This is a genomic window from Amycolatopsis sp. WAC 01375, assembly GCF_003947325.1.
Taxonomy (GTDB): Bacteria; Actinomycetota; Actinomycetes; order Mycobacteriales; family Pseudonocardiaceae; genus Amycolatopsis.
On sequence record NZ_QHHW01000016.1, the window covers coordinates 177,604 to 197,502 of the forward strand.

Annotated in this window: 21 protein-coding genes; 11 read left to right on the forward strand and 10 right to left on the reverse strand. The window is 68.2% G+C overall.

What is annotated here, in order from left to right; translation table 11 throughout:
• Positions 1-30: 30 nt before the first annotated feature.
• Complete coding sequence (locus DL991_RS07235) at positions 31-573, reverse strand: TetR/AcrR family transcriptional regulator (RefSeq protein ID WP_233598698.1); 543 nt, start codon at positions 571-573, stop codon at positions 31-33.
• Between the two features lie 61 nt (positions 574-634).
• Between DL991_RS07235 and DL991_RS07240 the strand changes: the two genes are divergently transcribed.
• A complete protein-coding gene (locus DL991_RS07240) occupies positions 635-1,090 on the forward strand; it encodes a cupin domain-containing protein (protein ID WP_125782238.1) in 456 nt (151 codons plus the stop codon).
• A 3-nt stretch (positions 1,091-1,093) separates the two neighbouring features.
• Here the strand turns inward: DL991_RS07240 and DL991_RS07245 are convergent, their stop codons facing one another.
• Positions 1,094-1,513: a hypothetical protein gene (locus DL991_RS07245; protein WP_125782240.1), complete on the reverse strand. Its 420-nt coding sequence runs from the start codon at positions 1,511-1,513 to the stop codon at positions 1,094-1,096.
• A gap of 323 nt (positions 1,514-1,836) precedes the next feature.
• On the opposite strand from DL991_RS07245, the gene DL991_RS07250 reads away from it, so the two are divergent.
• Both DL991_RS07250 and DL991_RS07255 read left to right on the forward strand, forming a co-directional pair.
• A complete protein-coding gene (locus DL991_RS07250) occupies positions 1,837-3,738 on the forward strand; it encodes an ABC transporter ATP-binding protein (RefSeq protein WP_199746728.1) in 1,902 nt (633 codons plus the stop codon).
• Between the two features lie 113 nt (positions 3,739-3,851).
• Positions 3,852-4,736 (forward strand): alpha/beta fold hydrolase, encoded by an 885-nt coding sequence (locus DL991_RS07255; protein WP_125782242.1) that lies wholly within the window; start codon positions 3,852-3,854, stop codon positions 4,734-4,736.
• On the opposite strand, the gene DL991_RS07260 is transcribed toward DL991_RS07255, so the two are convergent.
• Together DL991_RS07260 and DL991_RS07265 are read right to left on the reverse strand one after the other, a co-directional pair.
• A complete protein-coding gene (locus DL991_RS07260; protein ID WP_199753852.1) occupies positions 4,717-5,478 on the reverse strand; it encodes a 2-keto-4-pentenoate hydratase in 762 nt (253 codons plus the stop codon). The two genes, DL991_RS07255 and DL991_RS07260, sit on opposite strands and share 20 nt — an antisense overlap.
• On the reverse strand, positions 5,475-6,272 hold the full coding sequence (locus tag DL991_RS07265) for a 2-keto-4-pentenoate hydratase (RefSeq protein ID WP_125782244.1): 798 nt from the start codon (positions 6,270-6,272) through the stop codon (positions 5,475-5,477). Before DL991_RS07265 ends, DL991_RS07260 begins: the two co-directional genes overlap by 4 nt.
• 130 nt (positions 6,273-6,402) lie before the next feature.
• Here DL991_RS07265 and DL991_RS07270 point away from each other — a divergent pair, with 130 nt between their 5' ends.
• The 6 genes from DL991_RS07270 (at position 6,403) to DL991_RS07295 (ending at position 11,670) form a co-directional block, all read left to right on the forward strand.
• Positions 6,403-6,975: a hypothetical protein gene (locus DL991_RS07270; RefSeq protein ID WP_125782246.1), complete on the forward strand. Its 573-nt coding sequence runs from the start codon at positions 6,403-6,405 to the stop codon at positions 6,973-6,975.
• 34 nt (positions 6,976-7,009) lie between these two features.
• Entirely contained in the window at positions 7,010-7,417 is a 408-nt protein-coding gene (locus DL991_RS07275; protein ID WP_125782248.1) for a CoA-binding protein, read from the forward strand.
• Positions 7,418-7,699: 282 nt separating this feature from the next.
• On the forward strand, positions 7,700-8,482 hold the full coding sequence (locus DL991_RS07280; RefSeq protein WP_125782250.1) for an IclR family transcriptional regulator: 783 nt from the start codon (positions 7,700-7,702) through the stop codon (positions 8,480-8,482).
• A gap of 1 nt (position 8,483) precedes the next feature.
• The gene (locus tag DL991_RS07285; RefSeq protein ID WP_125782252.1) at positions 8,484-10,172 is read left to right on the forward strand and encodes an L-lactate permease; all 1,689 of its coding nucleotides are present in this window, start codon (positions 8,484-8,486) and stop codon (positions 10,170-10,172) included.
• Positions 10,173-10,279: 107 nt separating this feature from the next.
• A complete protein-coding gene (locus DL991_RS07290; protein WP_125782253.1) occupies positions 10,280-11,152 on the forward strand; it encodes a nuclease in 873 nt (290 codons plus the stop codon).
• Positions 11,153-11,229: 77 nt separating this feature from the next.
• The gene (locus DL991_RS07295; protein WP_125782255.1) at positions 11,230-11,670 is read left to right on the forward strand and encodes a sigma factor-like helix-turn-helix DNA-binding protein; all 441 of its coding nucleotides are present in this window, start codon (positions 11,230-11,232) and stop codon (positions 11,668-11,670) included.
• A 72-nt stretch (positions 11,671-11,742) separates the two neighbouring features.
• On the opposite strand, the gene DL991_RS07300 is transcribed toward DL991_RS07295, so the two are convergent.
• A complete protein-coding gene (locus DL991_RS07300; protein ID WP_125782257.1) occupies positions 11,743-13,011 on the reverse strand; it encodes an RNA polymerase sigma factor in 1,269 nt (422 codons plus the stop codon).
• Positions 13,012-13,050: 39 nt separating this feature from the next.
• On the reverse strand, positions 13,051-13,467 hold the full coding sequence (locus DL991_RS07305) for a YciI family protein (protein ID WP_125782259.1): 417 nt from the start codon (positions 13,465-13,467) through the stop codon (positions 13,051-13,053).
• Between the two features lie 152 nt (positions 13,468-13,619).
• Here DL991_RS07305 and DL991_RS07310 point away from each other — a divergent pair, with 152 nt between their 5' ends.
• A complete protein-coding gene (locus DL991_RS07310; protein ID WP_233598699.1) occupies positions 13,620-14,597 on the forward strand; it encodes a small ribosomal subunit Rsm22 family protein in 978 nt (325 codons plus the stop codon).
• A 299-nt stretch (positions 14,598-14,896) separates the two neighbouring features.
• On the opposite strand, the gene DL991_RS07315 is transcribed toward DL991_RS07310, so the two are convergent.
• From DL991_RS07315 to DL991_RS07330, 4 genes are all read right to left on the reverse strand, one after another.
• Positions 14,897-15,796, reverse strand: a complete 900-nt coding sequence (locus DL991_RS07315) for a LysR family transcriptional regulator (protein ID WP_125782263.1) — start codon at positions 15,794-15,796, stop codon at positions 14,897-14,899.
• 52 nt (positions 15,797-15,848) lie between these two features.
• The gene (locus tag DL991_RS07320; RefSeq protein ID WP_125782265.1) at positions 15,849-16,562 is read right to left on the reverse strand and encodes a GAF and ANTAR domain-containing protein; all 714 of its coding nucleotides are present in this window, start codon (positions 16,560-16,562) and stop codon (positions 15,849-15,851) included.
• Between the two features lie 31 nt (positions 16,563-16,593).
• Entirely contained in the window at positions 16,594-17,313 is a 720-nt protein-coding gene (locus DL991_RS07325; RefSeq protein ID WP_125782267.1) for a GAF and ANTAR domain-containing protein, read from the reverse strand.
• Positions 17,314-17,673: 360 nt separating this feature from the next.
• Positions 17,674-18,294, reverse strand: coding sequence for a sigma-70 family RNA polymerase sigma factor (locus DL991_RS07330; protein ID WP_125782269.1), 621 nt, complete (start codon positions 18,292-18,294; stop codon positions 17,674-17,676).
• A 303-nt stretch (positions 18,295-18,597) separates the two neighbouring features.
• On the opposite strand from DL991_RS07330, the gene DL991_RS07335 reads away from it, so the two are divergent.
• Entirely contained in the window at positions 18,598-19,785 is a 1,188-nt protein-coding gene (locus tag DL991_RS07335; protein WP_125782271.1) for a beta-1,3-glucanase family protein, read from the forward strand.
• The last annotated feature ends 114 nt before the right edge of the window (positions 19,786-19,899 follow it).

Below are 19,899 nucleotides of genomic sequence, written 5' to 3' on the forward strand. Positions count from 1 at the left end.
TTGTCTACATGGCACTAACTACCGTCAATGTTATGTAGAAAGTTGGTCACGGAGCAGGTCGAGGAAACGAGCCCAGTCGCCACCTTTGCGGATGACCGACGACAGGGCGCCGACCAGCAGATAGACGTCGGCGACCGTGCAATCCGAACGAAGGAGATCAGCGGCCTGATCGTGGGCGATGACCTCGGCGACCACGGTCTCAAGCCGCTCGCGAGCGGTACCGCGCGGCTCACTCCCCGGCCGCCCGCGGGCCGAATCGATGGCGGCGGTGAGCCCGCGATCGCGGGACAACAGCTCGCCGACATACCGGAAATAGCGCTCCAGACCGGAATCCTCCCCGAAGCAGTGCGCCCGGGCGTACTGCTCGATCTCCGCGAACCGGTGCTCCGCCGCCGCCTCGACCAGCGCCTGACGATCCGGGAAATGCCGGTACACCGTCCCTACGCCCACGCCTGCCGCGCGCGCGATTTCCGGCATCTGCACGTCGTCCCCGCGTTCGGCGAACAACACTCGCGCGGCGTCGACCACCCGAGCCCGATTGCGCTCCGCGTCCGCTCGCGGCTTGGTTGACAACCCGCCCTCCCTCACGATTAAGTGGAAACGGAATCCGCTTCCGCATGAAGGAGAGCATAACATGTCGAAGGACCGCTTCATCCTGCTCAAACCCGGCGAGGCCCGGCCCGGCCGCGTCCCGTTGCCGCCCGCGTTCAGCGTCAAGGCGATGACCGAGGACACCGAGACGAGGTTTTCGCTACTCGAGGTCACCGTCGCCATGGACATCCCGCGGCACGTGCACCACGAGGCCGACGAGTGCATCTATGTCCTCGAAGGCGAACTCGGCATCGATTTCGACGACGAGAGCCACATCGCGACCAAGGGCACGTTCGTCCTGCTGCCGCGCGGTGTCCCGCACGCCCTGCGACGCGTTTCCGAACCGCCTCGGGTTCTCCAGATCTCGTCTCCCGGCGGCTGGGAGCACTACCTGGAGGACCTGTTCGAAGCGGGGCCCGCCGTCTTCACCGATGGGGCGATCGATCCGGCGAAGATCAACCGGGTCGCCGCGCCCCATCGCATCACTTACGGCGGATGACCGTCACGCGGGCACGGGTGCCCGGTTGAGCTTCGCCGCCGCCCAGGTCACGAAGGCCCACAGCAGCAGCGCGGCCGCCGTGTCGGTGTAGATCGTGGCGAACCAGAAGGCCGGGATCTGCGGCACGGCGACCAGGAAGTGGCCGAGGCTCGCCAGCCCGGACAGCGAAAAGACCATCAGGAACGCGAGCGCCCGCCAGTAACGTCCGCGCAGGTAGTCGCGGTAGCCGAGCACGCCGAACGTCGTGAAGAGAACGTAGGCGACGACGACCAAGGTGGCGGCGACGCCCACCGAGATCCCCTCGACCTGCGGATAGTCCGCCGCCCTGATCACGTTGTGCGCGTAGTGCAACGTGGTGGACAGCAGCGTGAAGGCCAGAATCAGCCGCAACGCGGTGAGTCCCCGGTTCCGAAGAGCTTCCATGTTCGCCCCCTTGCGATTTGATAGATCGCTCTAGCGAGAGCGTAGCTCACGGTCCGGGGCAGGTGAAGGGGACTTTCGTCCCGTGCGCCGACCGACTGTGCCGGTGCGCGGATGGACGACTCACGTGACTGGGCGGACGACTCACGTGACTGGATGGACGACTCGCGGCGAAACCCTGCCGCACGTGTGTCGTCCGCCGGATCACGCGTGTCGTCCGGCCAGACACACGTGTCGTCCATCCAGTCACGCGAGAACGCCGGCTTGGCACGGCCGCGGCCTCTCGGCGGTCGGAATTGTCGGTGGGTGCGCGTAGACAAGGACGAGTGCCCGAACCGACCGTGCCCCTGATCGGGGTCGAGAACCTGAAGATGCCCGAATGGGCCACGGTCGACGAGACCGTGGCCGAAGCGGGGATGGTCAAGGCCATCCGCACGCTCCCGTCCGCGGTGGCCATCGTGCTGCGGCTGGCCTGGCGGACGTCGCCGCGGCTGACCCTGCTCGCCGGCGTCGTCCACCTGCTTTCGGGCTGTGTCACGGCGTTCGGCCTGCTCGCCACCGCGAACGTGTTCATCGCGTTGCTGGAGAACGGGCCGACGCCGGACAAGGTGCTGGAATCGCTGCCCGCGCTGCTGGTCGTCGTCGGCACGTACGCCTTGCGCGCCCTGCTCGACACCGCGGTGGCCGCGGTCGAGGGGGCGCTTCGGCCGCGGGTCGTGACTTCGGCGGGCGACGAGGTCACCGCCGCGATGGTCCGGGTCCGGTTGCTGGCCTTCGAGGACGCCGATTTCCGGGAGCTGGCCAGGCAGGGCGCGCGGTACGGCGTCCGCTCGATCGAGATGAGCCTGCGCTGGGTCGCGGATCTGACCTCGGCGCTGATCTCGCTGGTCGCCGCGCTGGTGGCGGCCGGCTTGCTCAATCCGTGGCTCGCGCCGGTGCTGCTGCTCGCCGCGGTGGCCGACGGCTGGGCGGCGGCGAAGGTCGCGCGGCTGAACTACCGGCATTATCTCGACACCGTCGGCCGGAACATCCGGAAGGGCATCGTCGAGGAGGTGGCCACCTGGCGCACCTTCGCCCTCGAACGGCACGCCCTCACCTTGCAGGAGCCGTTGCTCCACGAGTACCGGCGGATCACCGAAAGCCTGATGCGCGAAGAGGTCCGGCTCGCGCATCGGAGCAACCTGGTCCGGCTGACCGGGCGCGCGGCGGCCGGGGTGGGCACCGCCATCGCGTATCTGGTGCTCGGCCTCCTCCTCTATACCGGGCAGATGGAGCTCGCCCTCGCCGGGACGGCCGCGCTCGCCATGCGGTCGGCGTCGAATTCGCTGTCCATCACGATGCACGCGGTGAATTCCCTGTACGAGGAGTCGTTCTACATCGCTTTCTTCCAGCGGCTGCTCGTGGAATCCGAGAAACGCAGCCCGGCGAAGGACGGCGTCGCCGCTCCGCCGGACCCGGCGGAGATCCGGCTGGAGAACGTCGGTTTCACCTATCCGGGCCAGGAAAACCCCGCCCTGCGGGAGGTTTCGCTGACCATCCGGCGCGGCGAGGTGATCGCCCTCGTCGGCGAGAACGGTTCCGGCAAGACCACCTTGGGCAAGCTGCTCACCGGGCTGTATCCGCCCTCGGAAGGGAAGGTGTTCTGGGACGACGTCGATCTCGCGGACGCCGATCACGAGTCGGTGCACGCCAATATCGCCGTGATCGCCCAGGATCCCGCCGAATGGCCGATGACGGCGGAGCACAACGTGACCGTCGGCAGGCTCGGCCGGGAGGACCCGGAACGCGCCGCGTGGCACGACGCGATCATCTCCTCGGGCGCCGACGAGGTGATCGAATCCTTGCCCGCCAAGGAGAGAACGGTGCTGTCCAAGAAGTTCAACGACGGGCAGGACCTCTCGGGCGGGCAGTGGCAGCGGATGGGCATCGCCCGCGGGATCTACCGCGACGCCGCCGTCCTGGTCGCCGACGAGCCGACGGCCGCGCTCGACGCGAAGGCCGAGGCACGGGTCTTCGCCGGTCTGCGGCACGCGAGCGTTTCCGGGGCGGGCAGGCGCACGACCATCCTGGTCACCCACCGGCTGGCCAACATCCGCTCCGCCGACCGGATCCTGGTACTGGAGAAAGGACGGCTGATCGAACAGGGCACGCACGCCGAACTCATCGAGGAAGGAGGCCTCTACCACGAGCTTTACGAAATCCAGGCCCGTGCATATCGCGGCGAGTGAGCGGAAGAGATCGCCGAAGACGAGGGCACTCAGCGGGCCGCCGGGCCGGAGAGCCAGGCCGTTCACATCGAGGACACGTAGCCGTTTTCGCCGTCGCCGGTCACACTGTGCCGATGCCGGAGATGATCGCCGACGTGAACGGCGTCGAGCTGTGCCACGAGACGTTCGGTCCGCCGGACGGCAGGCCGTTGCTGATGATCATGGGCCTGGCCTCGCAGATGATCTGGTGGGACGACGAGCTCTGCGAGAACCTCGCGGCCGAGGGGTTCTTCGTCATCCGCTACGACAACCGGGACGCCGGCCGGTCCAGCCGGATGACCGGGCGGGCGAGCCTGCCGCTCGCGTACGCCCTGCGCACGGCGCCGTACTCCCTGGCGGACATGGCGGGCGACGCCGCCGGACTGCTGACGAAACTCGGCGTCGAGAGCGCGCACATCGTGGGCGCGTCGATGGGCGGGATGGTCGCGCAGACCCTGGCCGTCGAGTATCCGTCGCGGGTGCGTTCGCTGACGTCGATCATGTCGACCACCGGCAACCGGTTCGTCGGCCGGCCGAGCGCCAAGGCGATGGCGATGCTGCTTTCGGCGCCTCCGCGTGATCGTGCGCAGTACGTCGAGTCCTTGGTGCGCACCTTCCGCGTCATCGGCTCGCCCGGTTACCCCTTCGACGAGGCGCGGATGCGTGAACGCGCGGAGCGGTCGTTCGATCGCGGCGTGAATCCCGGCGGGACGGCGCGGCAGCTGGCTGCCATCGTTTCGAGCCGGGATCGCTTCCGCGCGTTGCGGAAACTCGATGTACCCGCGCTCGTCGTGCACGGTTCGAAGGATCCGCTCGTGCACGTTTCCGGCGGCCGGGCGACGGCCCGCGCGCTGCGGAAGTCCGAAGTGGACATCGTGCCCGGGATGGGGCACGACCTCCCGCGGGCGATCTGGCCGCGATTGACGCGTGGACTGCTCCGCACGGCCGACCTCGCCGACGTCAAGACCCGGCGAGCGTGATCGAGCCCAGATGCGAGAAGTGCGCCGCCACCCGTGAACCCGGGCGAATGTCGACGGCGTCGGTCATCCCGCCGGTGAGCACGATCCAGCCCGGCTCCAGCGCGAGCCCCCGGGCGCCGAGGGTGTTGGCCGCCAGCGCCAGTGCTTCCGCCGGATGGCCCTGCACGGCCGCGCCGGTGGCGGTGTCGACGATGGCGCCGTCGACCTCCAGAAGCGCCGCCTCCAGCGAAAGGTCCACTGTGGACGGATCGATGCCGACAGGGCCCAGCGTGAAGTACGCGGAGAAACCGTTGTCCGCCACGGCGTCCGGCAGCTTTCCCCGGTAGTCACGGTAGCGGCTGTCGACGGTCTCGATGCCGCCGTGGACCCGGCTCACCGCCGCCATCGCGGTCGCCGCGGTCACGCCGGGGCCCGAAAGTCGTTCACCCAGCACGAAAACCAGCTCGGGCTCCGCACGCGGGTGGATCAGCGACGGCACCGGGACACCGGCGGGCAGGACCATGGCGTCGGTCAGCCAGGCGAGCAACGGCGAGTCGATCCCCATCCGCTGTCGCATCGCCTGAGAGGTCAAGCCCAGCTTGACGCCGATGAGCGTCTCGCCGCGCTCCAGCCTGAGCCGGAGCGCCTCGTCCTGGATCGCGTACGCGGTTTCGACGTCCAAAGCGGGCCATGAATCCGTCAGCGGCTCGCGTTCTTCCCCGGACAGCAGCGCTTCCGCCGCCTCCCGCACGTCAAGGCTCACGGCCGCTCCTCCCCGGAGAACTTCGCGGTGACACTGCCGAGCCCCGCCATCGTCGCGACCACGGTGTCGCCGGGGCTCACCGGGATCGCACGTGTCATCGAGCCCGGCAGCACGACGTGCCCCGGCTCCAGCGCGACGCCGAGCGGTCCGATCGTGTTCGCGAGCCACACCAGCGCGTTCACCGGCGAGCCGAGCACCGCGCCGCCGGCGCCGGTGGCCGCGATCTCACCGTTCTGGTGCAGGACACAGCCCACCAGCCGCAGGTCGACGTCGCCGATCGCGGTCGGCCTGCTGCCGAGGACGACCCCGCCGGAGGACGCGTTGTCCGCGATGGTGTCGACGATGCTGATCTTCCAGTCCTGGATGCGGGAATCGACGATCTCCAGCGCCGGGACGACGAAGTCCACCGCCCGCAGCGCGTCCGCCACCGTGACCCCTGGCCCGCACAGCCGCGAGCCGAGCACGAACGCGATCTCCGGTTCGATCTTCGGCTGCAGGAACCCGCCGATCGGGATCGGCTGGTGTTCGAGGTGGAACATCGAACCGGTCAGATGGCCGTAGTCGGGCTGGTCGACGCCCATCTGCCGCTGCATGGCGGCGGACGCGAGGCCGACCTTGTGCCCGCGTACACCGTCGCCGCGTTCGGCCCAATGGTGGACGAGCCACTGCTGGATGCGGTACGCGTCCTCCAAGGTCGCGGCGGGATACGTCTCGATGAGGGGCGCGATCGGCTTGCCGGTCTCGTACGCGCTGAGCAGCGCGGCCGCGGCCTCCTGCAGCGTGCTGGCGTCCATGGGCTCCTTCCGACAGTCGGACTCTGCCCCGTCACCGATGCCCGCACAAGACGCCCGTTCCACTGGCCGGTACGAACAGATTAGGCCGAAAGTGGCTTGTGCGACCCCGATCATCACCTAGCCTGCTCCCATGTCCGATTGGACGCTCTCACGGGCGAAGGCCAGGGTCGACCGCCGCGAAGAGCTCGACGAGCTCACCGCGCGCATCCGCTACGAGGTGCGGGTGCACCTCAACGAGCCCACCGCGCACAACGCCTACGACGAGCTGACCGACGTCTTCGCCATCGGGCACGCGGAGTGTTCGGCGCTGCTCAAGCACCGCCGTGTCCTGCCGCTGTGGGAGCGGCTGCTGCTCCAGCGCTACACCCGGCGTCTCTACGGCAAGGCCGTCTCCTCGACCATCGGTGACCTCCCCGCCGACGCGGGACCGGCGCCCGCGGCCGCGTTCGGCCCGGAGATCGCCTCGCTGACTCCTGATTCCGGCGACACCGGCGCGAAGTTCGACCTGCAGGGCCGCGGCCTGGTCAACGTCTTCCGGATCGCCGCCGGGCGGCACGGCGAGAGCTGGCCGGACCGCCACGACGTCGCGACGACATCCGCGCGAAGCATCCTGACCTGTTCGACGGTGTTCCTGCGGCGTCGCGCCTGGCACGTCGTCTGGCCGGTGTACCGGGTGCGCGGCCTGCGGCTCTGGAAACTCTAGGAATTCACGGCCGCCCGCCGTCGTTGAACCCGGTATGACCGATCGCGCCACCGAGATCCTCGCCGGATCGAAGACGATCGCCGTAGTGGGGCTGAGCCGTGATCCGGCCAAGGCCTCGCACGGCGTCGCCGCCGTACTGCAGGCACACGGGTTCCGGATCATCCCCGTCCACCCTTCGGCCGACGAGCTGCTTGGCGAAAAGGTCTACCGCTCCCTCACCGACATCCCGGAGCCGGTCGACCTGGTCGACGTCTTCCGCCCGTCCGAAGACACCCCGCCGATCGCCGAACAGGCCGTCGCGATCGGTGCCAAGGCGCTCTGGCTGCAACAGGGCATCGTCTCCGCCGAGTCCCGCCGGATCGCCGAAGAAGGCGGTCTGGCCTATGTCGAAGACCGCTGCACGGCCGTCGTCCGAGCGGTCGCGAATCTGTCGGTGCGTTAGAAACGTACTTCGAGCCGAACCCTCGCCGCGATTTTCCGGCGAGGGTTCTTTCATATCCGTGAACAGAAAAATGACCCCTGAAGTCATACGCCGAATCGGAACCCACCGAACGGATTGGGCCGAACCGGTGATCTTGACCGAACCGCCCCGAACAGGGAAAACTTGTCCGGTAGCCACTTTGTTAAGAAACCTTCCCAACGTCGGGCCGAGCTGTTAACGTCCGAACCCGCTTAGCGGAAACAGGTGCCGATCATCGGTACCCCGGTCCAACGGAGGGGCGAAGTGGGCACACCACGAGGCCTGGATTCCAGTGGCACACTCGAGCGCGGACTAGCGGTCCTCGAGCACGTCGGCAAGAACCAGGAGATTTCCACCAACGCGATCGCCAGGCAACTGGGTCTCTCCCGGAGCGCCGCGTACCGCATCGTCGGCACCCTCAAGAACCTGGAATACCTCGAAGCCGATCGCGCCACCGGCCGCGTGCGGCTCGGCACCCGGCTGGTCGAACTCGGCGCCCGCGCGATGGCGGCGACCGATCTCCACCGCTGCGCGCCGCGCTATCTCGCGTCGCTCGCCGAGCGGAGCGGCGAGACGACGTACCTCGCCGTCCCGGACAACGACACGATGGTCTACGTCGCCACCGAACGCAGCGCCAACGCCGTCACCCTTGCCTGCCGTCTCGGCACCCGCCGTCCGCAGCACGCGACCTCGCTGGGCAAGGCGTGGCTGGCGGCGCTGCCCGAACAGGACCGCGTCGAACGCATCCGCCGGATGAAACTCGACAGTCTCACGCTCAAGACGATCAACGATCCGGTCCGGCTGCTCGACGACCTGGCGAGGACGAGCCGCCGCGGCTGGGCCGTGGACGACGTCGAAAACGAACCGGACGTGGGCTGCGTGGCCGCCGCCGTCCGCGACCACACCGGACGGCCGATCGCCGCGATCAGCATCGCGGGCCCGGCTGGGCGGGTGCTCCGCCGCACCGACGAACTGGGTGCGACGGTGGCCGGCACCGCGGCCGCGCTTTCGCTCCGGCTGGGTTACGTCCGCGCGCAAAGGGGCTGAGGTGGGCTGGGTCCAGGACTACCAGCCGGCGGGCGGGCTGTGGGTGTCCGCCGCGCTGGCGGCGCTGCCGATCGTCGTGCTGCTGGTGACGCTGGGAGTCCTGCGCAGATCCGCGCATCTCTCGGCGGCGCTGGCGCTGATCACCGCGCTGCTGGTCGCGGTACTGCTGTACCGCATGCCCGCGGGGCTCGCCTTCGATTCCGCGGCCATGGGGCTGGTGTTCGGGGTGTGGTCGGTGGCCTGGATCGCGTTCCACGCCGTGTACTTCCACAATGTCACCGTCGCGACCGGACGGTTCGACCACATCAAGGCGGTCCTCGCCGGATTCAGTGAGGACCGCCGCCTCCAGGCGTTGCTGATCGCGTTCGGGTTCGGGGCGCTGCTGGAGGGGATCGCGGGCGGTGGCTCGCCGATCGCGATCACCGCGGCGATGATGGCCGCACTCGGTTTCCCGCCGGTGAAGGCGGTCGTGCTCGCGTTGCTGGCGAACACCGCGCCGGTCGCGTTCGGCGGCCTCGGCAATCCGCTGATCGTGCTCGGCAGGCTGACCGCGCCGATCCTCGACATGAACTCCGAACAGGCGACGGAACTGTTCTCGTCGATGGTGGGCCGCCAGCTGCCCTTTCTGGCGCTGATCGTCCCCGGGTTCCTGATCGTGGTCCTCGCGGGCTGGAAACGGATGATCGAGGTCTGGCCCGCCGTGCTGACCGCGGGCCTGTCGTTCGCGGTCATGCAGTTCGTCACCTCGAACTTCATCAGCCCGAGCCTCGTCGACGTCGTCGCCGCGCTCGCCGCGATGGCCTCGCTGTGGATACTGACGCGCTTCTGGCAGCCGTCGGCGGTTTGGCGTTTCGACGGCGAAGAACCGGTGAAGGCCGGGGCGAATCTCGGCGCGGCGAAAGCCGGGCGAGGCGCGCTGTACGCGTGGGCGCCGTACATCGTCCTGATCACGGCGATCTTCCTTTCCCGGATCGGCACGATCTTCAAGGACCTGCCCGAATGGCTGGACCTGACGAAGCTGCTGCACAAGGCCGATTGGGTGTTCGCGTGGCCTGGGCTGCACAAGGAGGTCGTCCAGCACGCGCCGATCACGCCGAAGGACACCCCGTACGCGGCGACGTTGACCGTCGATTTCCTTTACTCGCCAGGAACCGTGGCCCTGATCGCGGCGATCGTGGCAGGGTTCGCGATGGGCGCGAAACCGCGGCTGCTGCTGGCCACCTACCGCCGGACACTGCACCAGATGCGGTGGGCGCTGGCGACGATCTTCATGATCCTCGCGATCGCGTTCGTCATGAACTACTCGGGTGCGACGCAGACCCTCGGTCTCGCGCTGGCGACCACCGGGGTGCTGTTCCCGTTGTTCTCCGCCTACATCGGCTGGCTGGGCGTCTTCCTCACCGGATCGGACGCGTCGACGAACAGTCTCTTCGGGCCGATGCAGGTGATTTCCGCGCAGCAACTGCACGTCGACCCGATCCTCGCCGGTGCCACGAACACCTCCGGCGGCGTGATGGGCAAGATGATCTCGCCACAGAACCTGTCGATCGGCGCCACCGCGATCGGGCAGTCCGGGAAAGAAGGCGCGCTGCTGCGGCAGACGTTCCTGTGGTCGGTCGCGCTGACCGCCGTGGTCGGGGTCATCGCGCTGCTGCAGGCGACCGTGCTGGAGTTCATGATCCCGTCGTGAACGAGAACACGGGAATGTCCACAATGGTCACCCGATCTTTACCGGCCATTGGGCTGGATGGATGAACACCAGGTTCGTTCACCGGAATGGGAACTACCGTTGTCCTCATGCCCATGACGCTGATCAAAGGTACGTTCCAGCTTGTCGGAGCCTCACCGGACGGCGATTCGGTGCGGTTCTATCCCGACGATCCCCAGGCGACCAAGAAGGCGGGCCTGAAGGTCCGGCTCAATTCACGGGGCGGGATGCAGTTGCGGCTCGACGCGATCGACGCGCTCGAAACGCATTACCAGGCCAGGGGAACCGGCGGGATGTGGCATCAGCCCGCGGAATTCGCCGACGCCGCCGCGGCGAACCTGCTGAAGGTCCTCGGCTTCAAAACGGTCGAACGCGATGAACGGGGAAGGGTCACTTCGGCGACTCCGATCAAGGTACCGGGTCACATACTGACGCGATTCGCCGACAAATACGGACGAGCGGTGGCGTTCGCCTTTCCCGGGCAACGGCCGGGAAGGTCCGCGGACCTTTCCAAGGTCAATCTCGACGTCAAAACGCTGAAGAACTCCGCGAACTACCGGCAGGTCGCGGCCGGCCTCGTCTACCCGACGTTCTATTCGCTGCTGTACCCCGATCTTCGTGACGCCTTGGCCGAAGCCGCGGGCAAGGCCCGCCAGGACGGGCGCGGGCTGTGGCCGCAGGACGTCACGAACTCCGGGTTCAAGCTTTCGTCACGACGGCAACTGGCCGACGAACTGGTGATCCTGCCGAAACTGTTCCGCAGGCTCGTCGACTACCTCGCGCTCGACGAAAGCGGCGGGGTCTCGCTCACCGGCTTCTCCGACTTCCTCGATTCCCGCAACGACCGCCTGTTCACCGTCCCGGACGGGCACGCCACGGAATTCGAGACCTTGGTGAGCGTGAAGCGGCAGACCGTGAACCTGACGACCGAGCCCGAGCGGATCGTCTTCATCGAGGCCTGAAGCGGCCCGTGTCGGCAAAAAGACCGTACCTCCCTCCCCCTCCGCCGTGCTCATCTGAAAGGTGGGAGAGGGAGCCGATGCAAGGACACGGTTCGCGGCGGCCGCTGGAGGCCGGCGGGCGGACGGAGACAGCCTCGAAGCTGGTCGACGTCGTCCGCGTCCTGGTCGTGCGCTACTGCCGGGCGCGGATCGGACGTCGTTCCGGCACCTACGACATCGCCGACGCGATCGCGAAGGACAGCTGCCGCGAGATCGTCGCCGGAGTGGCCGGGGCGTCCGCGCTTCTCACGTTCGCCTACGACGTCACGCGCGGCCTCGTCGACGACTTCCACCGGAGCACCGCCGAACTGCCGAACCCGCTTTCGGGCCTGCCTGGCCAGCAGCGCGAGATCATGGTGCTGCGGTCGCTCGTCGGGCTTTCCGCCGAAGACACCGCGCTGGCGCTCGGCTGCACCGTCCAGGCCGTCCGGCTGGGCCAGCACCGGGCCTTGTCCGCGCTGCGCCCCACCCCCGCCTGACGCGCCCCTATCGCAATTCGTCACCTACTTGCGCCGGGATCGAACGCAAGTAGGTGACGAATTGCGAAGGGGTCAGGGGGTGCACTCGGCCGCGCGGTTCAGCAAGAGGGTGCGCTCCCGGTCGTTCCCGGTCATTTCCGCCGCGCGCTCGAACTCGGCGCGGGCCTCGTCCAGACGGCCGAGCTTCGCCAGGAAGTCGCCGCGCACGCTCGGCAGCAGGTGGTACGCCTTCAGCGCGGGCTCCGACGTCAGCTTGTCGACCACCGCGAGGCCCGCTTCCGGCCCGACCGCCATCGACAGCGCCACCGCGCGGTTCAGTTCGATCACCGGCGACGGGTTCAGCTTCCCGAGCCCTTCGTACAAGATCGCGATGCGTGCCCAGTCGGTCTCCTCGCCCGTCCGCGCCCGCGCGTGGCAGGCGGCGATGGCGGCTTGCGCGGCGTAGACGCCGAAAGCGCCGTCCGCGAGTGACTCGGCGAGGTCCAGCGCGGCGAGGCCGCGGCCGATCAGGAGCCGGTTCCATTTCGTCCGGTCCTGATCCAGCAGCAGCACGGGTTCGCCGTTCGGCCCGACGCGCGCGGCCGACCGCGACGCCTGGATCTCCATCAGCGAAACGAGCCCGTGCACCTCGGGTTCCTTCGGCATCAGCCCGGCCAGGATCCGGCCGAGCCGCAGCGCTTCCTCGCACAGCGCCGGCCGCATCCAGTCCTCGCCCGCCGTCGCCGAGTAGCCCTCGTTGAAGATCAGGTAGATCACTTCGAGCACCGACTCCAGGCGCGCGACGCGATCGGCCCCCTCCGGCACCTCGAACGGCACCTTGGCGTCGGCGAGCGTCTTCTTCGCGCGGACGATGCGCTGCGCGATGGCGGTCTCCTTGGCGAGGAACGCCCGCGCGATCTCGTGCGTCTGGAGCCCGCCGATCATCTTCAGCGTCAGCGCCACCCTGGCTTCGGTGGAAAGCACCGGATGGCAGGCGGTGAACACCAGCCGCAGCAGATCGTCTTCGATGTGGTCGTCGAGGCCCGCGGTGAAGTCGGGTTCCTCCTCGAACTCCTGCTCGCGGCCGATCTCGCCGAGCTTCCGTTCGTAGCGCTCGTTGCGCCGGAAGGTGTCGACGGCCCGGCGTTTGGCCGTGGTCATGAGCCAGGCACCCGGATTCCTCGGGACGCCCGACTCCGGCCACTGTTCGAGCGCGGCGACCAGCGCGTCCTGCGCGAGTTCCTCCGCGAGGCCGACGTCGCGCGTCATCCGCGCGAGGCCGGCGATGAGGCGGGCCGACTCGATCCGCCACACCGCGTCGATCGCCGACCGGGGGTCTGCTGTTGCCGTCACGCCGACCAATCAACATCGTCGGCGTGACGACCGCAACCCTGACGCGGCCTAGTTCGCCTCGGCCTGTTCCCGCAGCTTCTGCTCGTGCTCGACGATCTCGGGCGTGGCGTTGTCGAAGTCCTCCATCTCGGCGACCCGCCGGATCTCGATCTCGCCCTCGCGGAACGGCGCGCGCTTCATCCATTCGATGACCTCGGCCTTGTCCTTGACCTGCAGGATCCAGAAACCCGCGATGAGCTCCTTGCTCTCGGCGAAAGGACCGTCGACGACCCTGGCCTCGGTGGTGCCGGAGTACTGGATGCGGACACCGTCGGCGCTGGGGAGCAGTCCTTCACCCGCGAGCATGACGCCCGCCTTCACCAGCTCCTCGTTGAACTTCCCCATCTCCTGCAACTCCTCGGCACTCGGCTGAGCACCGGCCACGTCGGTCTTCTCGTCGCTCTTGACAATCACCATGAACCGCATCTGAGTCTCCGTTCCCGGCGGGGCTCGTCCCCTGCCACATCAACGCGTCGATCGGGCACCCCCGGTTTCGACACGGTCCCCGAACTTTTTTCCGCGAGTATTCGAGCAGCCGGAAAACCGCAGGTCAAGCATGCATGGGAGAATGCCGAACCGTGTCCGCACTCCCCGAAACCCTCCGCTCCGCCCTCGACGAGGAGCTGGGCAAGTACCCGCAGACCAGGCTGACGCAGTCCGTCGAGCGGCTCAGCACGCGCTACCGCGAGAACAACCCCGCGAGCGCGCCCATCCTCTCCTCCGAGGTCGACATCGCGGCGTACGCGGGCTACCGGATGCCGGCCACGTACGCAGCCGTACACGCCGTTCTCGCCGAAGCCGCCCTCCGCACTCCCGGGTTCGCTCCGCGCACGCAGATCGACGTCGGCGGAGGGACCGGTGCGGCGATCTGGGCGGCGGCCGACGTGTGGCCGTCGCTGGAGGAGAGCACCGTCGTCGAACAGGTCCCCGGCGCGATCGCGCTGGGCCGCCGGCTCGCGGGGAACGCCGGTGGCAAGGCTGTCCGCGGCTCGACCTGGCAGCGCGGCCTGATCGACCCGGCCGCACCCGCGCCGGACGCCGATCTGGTGACCCTTTCCTACGTCCTCGGTGAGCTGCCCGAAGCCCGCCGGGCCGACACGGTCCGCTGGCTGTCGGCGAAGGCCGGGATGCTGGTGCTGATCGAACCCGGCACACCAGCGGGCTACGAACGGATCGTCGAAGCGCGGGATCAGCTCGTCGAACTCGGGCTTTCCCTCGTCGCGCCCTGCCCGCACGAAGGCGCGTGCCCGATCCCGCGCGGCAAGGACTGGTGCCATTTCTCCGCGCGCCTCCCGCGCACCGGCCTGCACCGCCAGCTCAAGTCCGGGACGCTCGGCTTCGAGGACGAGAAGTTCTCCTACGTCGTCGCCTCACGCACGGCGCCGGAACGGGCCGAAGGCCGGATCCTGCGGCATCCGGCCAAACGCAAGGGCATGGTCAGCCTGACTCTGTGCGCCGAAACCGGGCTCACCGAAACGATCGTCACCAAACGGCACGGCGACGCCTACCGCGAGGCCCGCGACGCCGAATGGGGTGACGCCTGGCCCGCCCGCTGACCGCCAGGCCTGTGCCCCCAATGTGGCATTGGAGGCGCTGAGCGTCCCCAATGCCACATTGGGAGCACCGGGGACCGCTCCGACCGCTGGTTCCGCTGAGCCGGATCTCGCGTGGTTCCAGCCGTAACTCACGTGTCTGGACGCGTAACTCGCGTGTCTGGAGGCGTAACTCGCGTGTCTGGAGCCGTTACGCCTCCAATCACGGGTGTTACGCCTCCAATCACGCGAGTTACGCCTCCAGTCACATGCCGATCCCGTCACGCGACACGCTCACCGCGTGACTGCCCTCAAGGGGGCCTTCACGGACCTCGCCGAGCCGGATTCCCGATGACGGCGAGCAGCGCGCCCAGCGCCGGATTGTCGTTGCCCCTCCGCCACATCAGTTCGAGTTCCACCGGACGGCCTTCGACCCCGCCCACCGGGCGGAGCACGACGCCCTCGAACCGCAGCGCGGCGGCCGCGGCGGGCACCAGCGCGACACCGAGGGCCGCCTTCACCAGCGCGAGCACCGTATGCACCTGGCAGGGGTATTGCGTGTAGTCCGGCAGCACCCTGGCGGCGCGGAACACCGCCACGAGCAGATCGTGGAAGTACCGGCCCTCCGACGGCGAATACATGATGAACGGCTCGCCGTCGAAGTCGCGGACGTCGGGATTCTTCTTGCGCCGCGCCAACGGATGCGCGGACGGCAGCGCGGCCAGCAGCGGCTCCCGCCAAAGCGGCAGGGTCACGACGTCGGCACCGGTCACCGGCGGCCGGACCATGCCGAGATCGATCCCGCCTGCCAGCAATTCCTCCACCTGTGCCGCCGTCACCATTTCCCGCAGCACGAGATCGACGCCGGGCACCTCGGCGTTCGCCGCGGCGATGACGCGGTCGAGATACGAATAGGCGGCGGTGGCGGTGAACCCGAGCGTGACGACGCCGACCTCGCCTTTCTTCGCCCGGCGTGCGTACAGCGTCGCCTCCTGCGCCGAACGCAGTATCTTCCTTGCCTCGGCGAGAAAAACCCGTCCGGCGGGTGTCAGCCGGACCATGCGGTGCGTACGGTCGAAAAGCTCGACCCCCAGTTCGCGCTCCAGTAACTGGATCCGCCTGCTCAACGGCGGCTGGGTCATCGAGAGCCGCTCCGCCGCCCGGCCGTAGTGCAGTTCCTCGGCCACCGCGACGAAACTCACCAGCTGTTCCAGGGAGAACACCCATCCAGTCTAGGTATCACCGGCAGGCGGACAAGCGCCGAATCGGTATCGTTCAGCGCGGGATGTCCACTGTGCGGTCGATGATCCCGGTCGCCACGGAATGGATCTTGCGATTGTTGCTCCGCGCGTAGGCGCGCAATACGCCGAACGCGTCGTCGACCGAAACCCGCAGCCGTTCGGCGAGCACCCCTTTCGCCTGTTCGATGATCACCCGGCTGTTCAGCGCCGTTTGCAGTTGTGCGGTGATGGTTTCCTGTCTTTGCAACAGCCGGTGGTGCAGGATGCCGATCGTGGCGATGTCCGCGAGCGCCTGCCCCAGCCTCAATCCGGCGTCGTCCAGCGAAGCGGGGCGGGTGCCGAACAGGTTCAGCGCGCCGATCACTTCGTCCCGGCGGCGCATCGGCAACGCGTACACGGAGCGGAATTCCGCGTCTTCCGCCGCGCGGGAGAACTTCGGCCAGCTTTCGCCCGTGAGCGTGAGATCCGGGCAGACCACCGGCTCGGCGTGCCGGTAGCAGTCCAGGGACGGCCCCTCGGAGTTCCGCAATTGGAACAGTTCGAGTGTGCGGGTCTGTTCGTCGGACGCGGCCACCATGGTGAGTGTGCCGTGCGCGTCGGCGAGCAGCAGCCCGGCGGTGCAGACGCCGAGCAGTTCGACACATCTGAACGCGAGCAGGTCGAGGAACTCGATGAGATCGAAATCGTCGACAAGGGTGTCCGCCAACTGCACGAAGGTTTCCCGCAAGCCTGCCGCGAGGTCGGTCATCGTTTCTGATATCTCCTTAGGCACGCGTCCGTCATGACTCGGACCGGAAGGTGATCCGGCGCCGCACCACGTCCATGGCGACCTCGTCGAGGTTCCGGCCACTGGCGTAGGCGTGGGCACGCAAGCGGGCGAGCGCGTCCACCGGCCCGATGCCGAGCTGGACCGACACCATTCCCGCGGCCTGATGCACCCGGTCGTGGTGTCCGGCGAATTCGCGATCGATCACTTCGGCCAGACCGGGCCCGCCGGTACCGACATCGGCGAGGGCGATCACCGCGTCGGCGCAAACGAGTGCCTCCGCCTGTCCTTCCCTCGACGGGAACCCCGCGAGTTCGCGATAACAGTCGACGACACCCAATTTGATCGAACCCGTCCGGATCGGCACCGCGATGATCGATTTCACGCCTCTGTCGATCGCTTCCGGCGCGAACATCGGCCATCGGAGTGCTGTCTCCGAACTGGTCACATCGGTTACGACGAGGAGCATACCGCCGCGCACCACCTCCCATGCCGGGCCTTCGCCCAAGGTGAACTGCAGGTCTTCCAATTCGCGGCTGCGTTCGTCGGTGGCGAAGAATGGCTCGGCGACTCCTCCGCCGACGGCGAGGGTCAGCCCGACACCGGCCGCTTCGAGGACGTTTCCGCAAACGACGCAGGCGTGTTCCACGGAAACCGCCGAATCTGTTTCCGAAGCGAGAAAACTCATCTTCGCCCAGACCAGCGCCGTGCGATCACGCCGCCGAAACCCCATGGCGCCTCCCCGGCATTGTCCGGTCTCGGACGAGCCCGCCGGGGCCAGGGCGAACAGCGCGGACCACTCGTCGGCGCCATGCCGATTCTCCCATGTCTTCGTCCTTTTGCCGCGCCCGCCACCTCGTCTCCGGCACCAATGCGGTGCTCCGAAGAGACGAACGGACGACCAGGACGGCGGCAATCGTCCGTTCAGCCGGTTTCGGTCCCCCGGTCCGCCCCTAGGGTGGAACGCGAGACCGCTCGTCCCGGCCCCCGGCGAACGGCGCTCGTCGGCGAGCTCTGGAGGGGCAATGTGCGTTCGCATTCTCGAGACCCGGGCCAAACGGGGGAATCCCTTCCTCCGGCTACTGGTCCGTATTCAGCTCAAGGCGTCCCGGCGCTGAGCGCGGGCGCGCAGCCTGCTGATCGCCCGGTGTTTGGTCACCCGTACGCGTGACGACGTCGTACCGAGCGCCGCGGCGGTCTCGTTCGACGTCAGTTCGCCGATCACCCGCATCCCCAGCACTTCCCGGTGGGAGACGGGCAGTATCCGCATGAGCCTGCCGAGCCGGACGCCGAGGTCGGTCCGCAGGGCACGCTGCTCCGGTTCGTCGGCGGCCACCGCCGGACGTTCGGGGAGTTCACCGGTCAGCACCTGTTTGCTCCGCGACGCCTTCCGGAAGGCGTCGGCGACCTTGTTCGCCGCGATGGCGCGCAGGAGGAACAGGAAGGAGCCGCCGCGCAGGCCGTGCCCGGGAACCGCGACGAAGACCGCGAGGCAGATCTCCTGCGCCACGTCGGCCGGTTCGAGATAGGTCAGGTCACGGCCGCCGAGGCGGATCTCGGCGTACTTCCGCGCCCACGCGTTGACGGCGGCCATGAGGTCGTCCATCCCGTGCGGCCCGCCGTCCGTCGCCGCCTTGGCCAGGCCGTCCCAGCAGGCGGGGGAAATCCACGTCTCACCGCCGCCGGTTCCTCGCATCGGAAAATCGTCGTTCATGTCCCGCTCCCACGGATGAGAAAATCCAGCCGCCGAGGTCCAGGACGGAACGCGGACAACGGTAGTCGAGAGGACCGGCCACCTCAATCGACGAAGGTCCGCGACCAATTGTCCACCCCGGCGCAAAACCGGACAGATTCCCACCAGTGGTCTGGACAACTCCCGGCCCGGCGCCGTAACTTCCCGTGCTGAGACGCCTCGCCAAGGTCACACCCAGGCCGGGAACGCGCCCCCGGCCGATATCCGCAAGCACCGCCGCGGCACGTTCGCGTTCCGCGGCGGGATTCCGCCGAGGAGTGAACTGTGCGCATCCGCAAGAAGATCCGGCGCGTCTTGACCGCGTTGGCGGTCGCCCTGCCCCTGGTCACCGGGGTTTCGGCGCTTTCGGCGCCCACCGCGGTCGCCGCGGGCCCCGATCCGCTGCCGTTGACCGTCACCAACAATTCGAACCGCTCCGACGCGGTTCACCTCTACGTGCTCGGCACGAACCTCGACACCGGCAAACTCGGCTACGTCAACGCCGCCGGTGCCTTCACCCCATGGCCGGCGGGCGCGAATCCGCCGAGCCCCGCGCCGGACGTCGCGATCGCGGGCCCCGGCAACGGCGGCTCGACCACGCTGCGGATCCCGCGGATGCTCTCGGGCCGCGTCTACATGTCGTTCGGGCAGAAGATCAAGTTCTTCCTGACCCCGGACGGGCTGGTACAGCCGGCGCCGTGGGCCGACGGTGACCCGAACCGCGACATCCTGTTCGACTGGAGCGAATTCACCTACGACAACGGCGGGCTGTTCATCAACAGCTCGCAGGTCGACATGTTCAGCGTGCCGCACGCCGTCGGGCTCACCAACGGGGCAGGCACGAACAAGGAGGCCGGACGCCTCAAGGCGGGCGGCCGCGAGGCGATCTTCAACGCCGTCCAAGGACAGTCCGGTTTCTCGAACCTGGTGTACAACCGGCTGCGGGTCCTCGCGCCGGGCAAGGGGCTCGACACCGGCAAATTCGGTGCGAACTACCTCGACGGCTACGTCACGAGCGCCTGGAACACCTACAAGTCGACCCCGCTGACCGTGGTCCCGTTCGAGGCCGAACCCGGCAAGAAGTTCACCGGCCGGACCGGCGGGGACGACGTCCTGCGCTTCACCGACACCTCGGGCGCGACGGTGGCGTCGTTCAGCAAGCCGAGCACCCGCGATGTCTTCAACTGCGACGGACGGCTGCACGCGCCGAACGACCAGGTCGTCGGCCCGATCGCGCGGACGCTGTGCGCGGCGCTGCACCGCTCGACCCTCGGCTCCCTGCACACGCAGCCGACCTACGACGCGGGCCAGTTCTACAAGCAGCCCGTGACCGACCACTACTCGCGGATCGTGCACGAGCAGATGGTCGACGGGAAGGCGTACGGATTCGCCTTCGACGACGTCGGGCACTTCGAGTCGCTGGTGCACGACGGCGACCCGCGTACCGCACGGATCATCCTGACCGCGTTCTGAGGCTCGTGCAGGTGGCGTGCCGACGGGCCTCGCCACGGGGTCGTGAGTGGCGATTCGGGTTCTAACCCGAATCGCCACTCACGACCAACCCGACCCGCTCCCGATCCGCCAGGC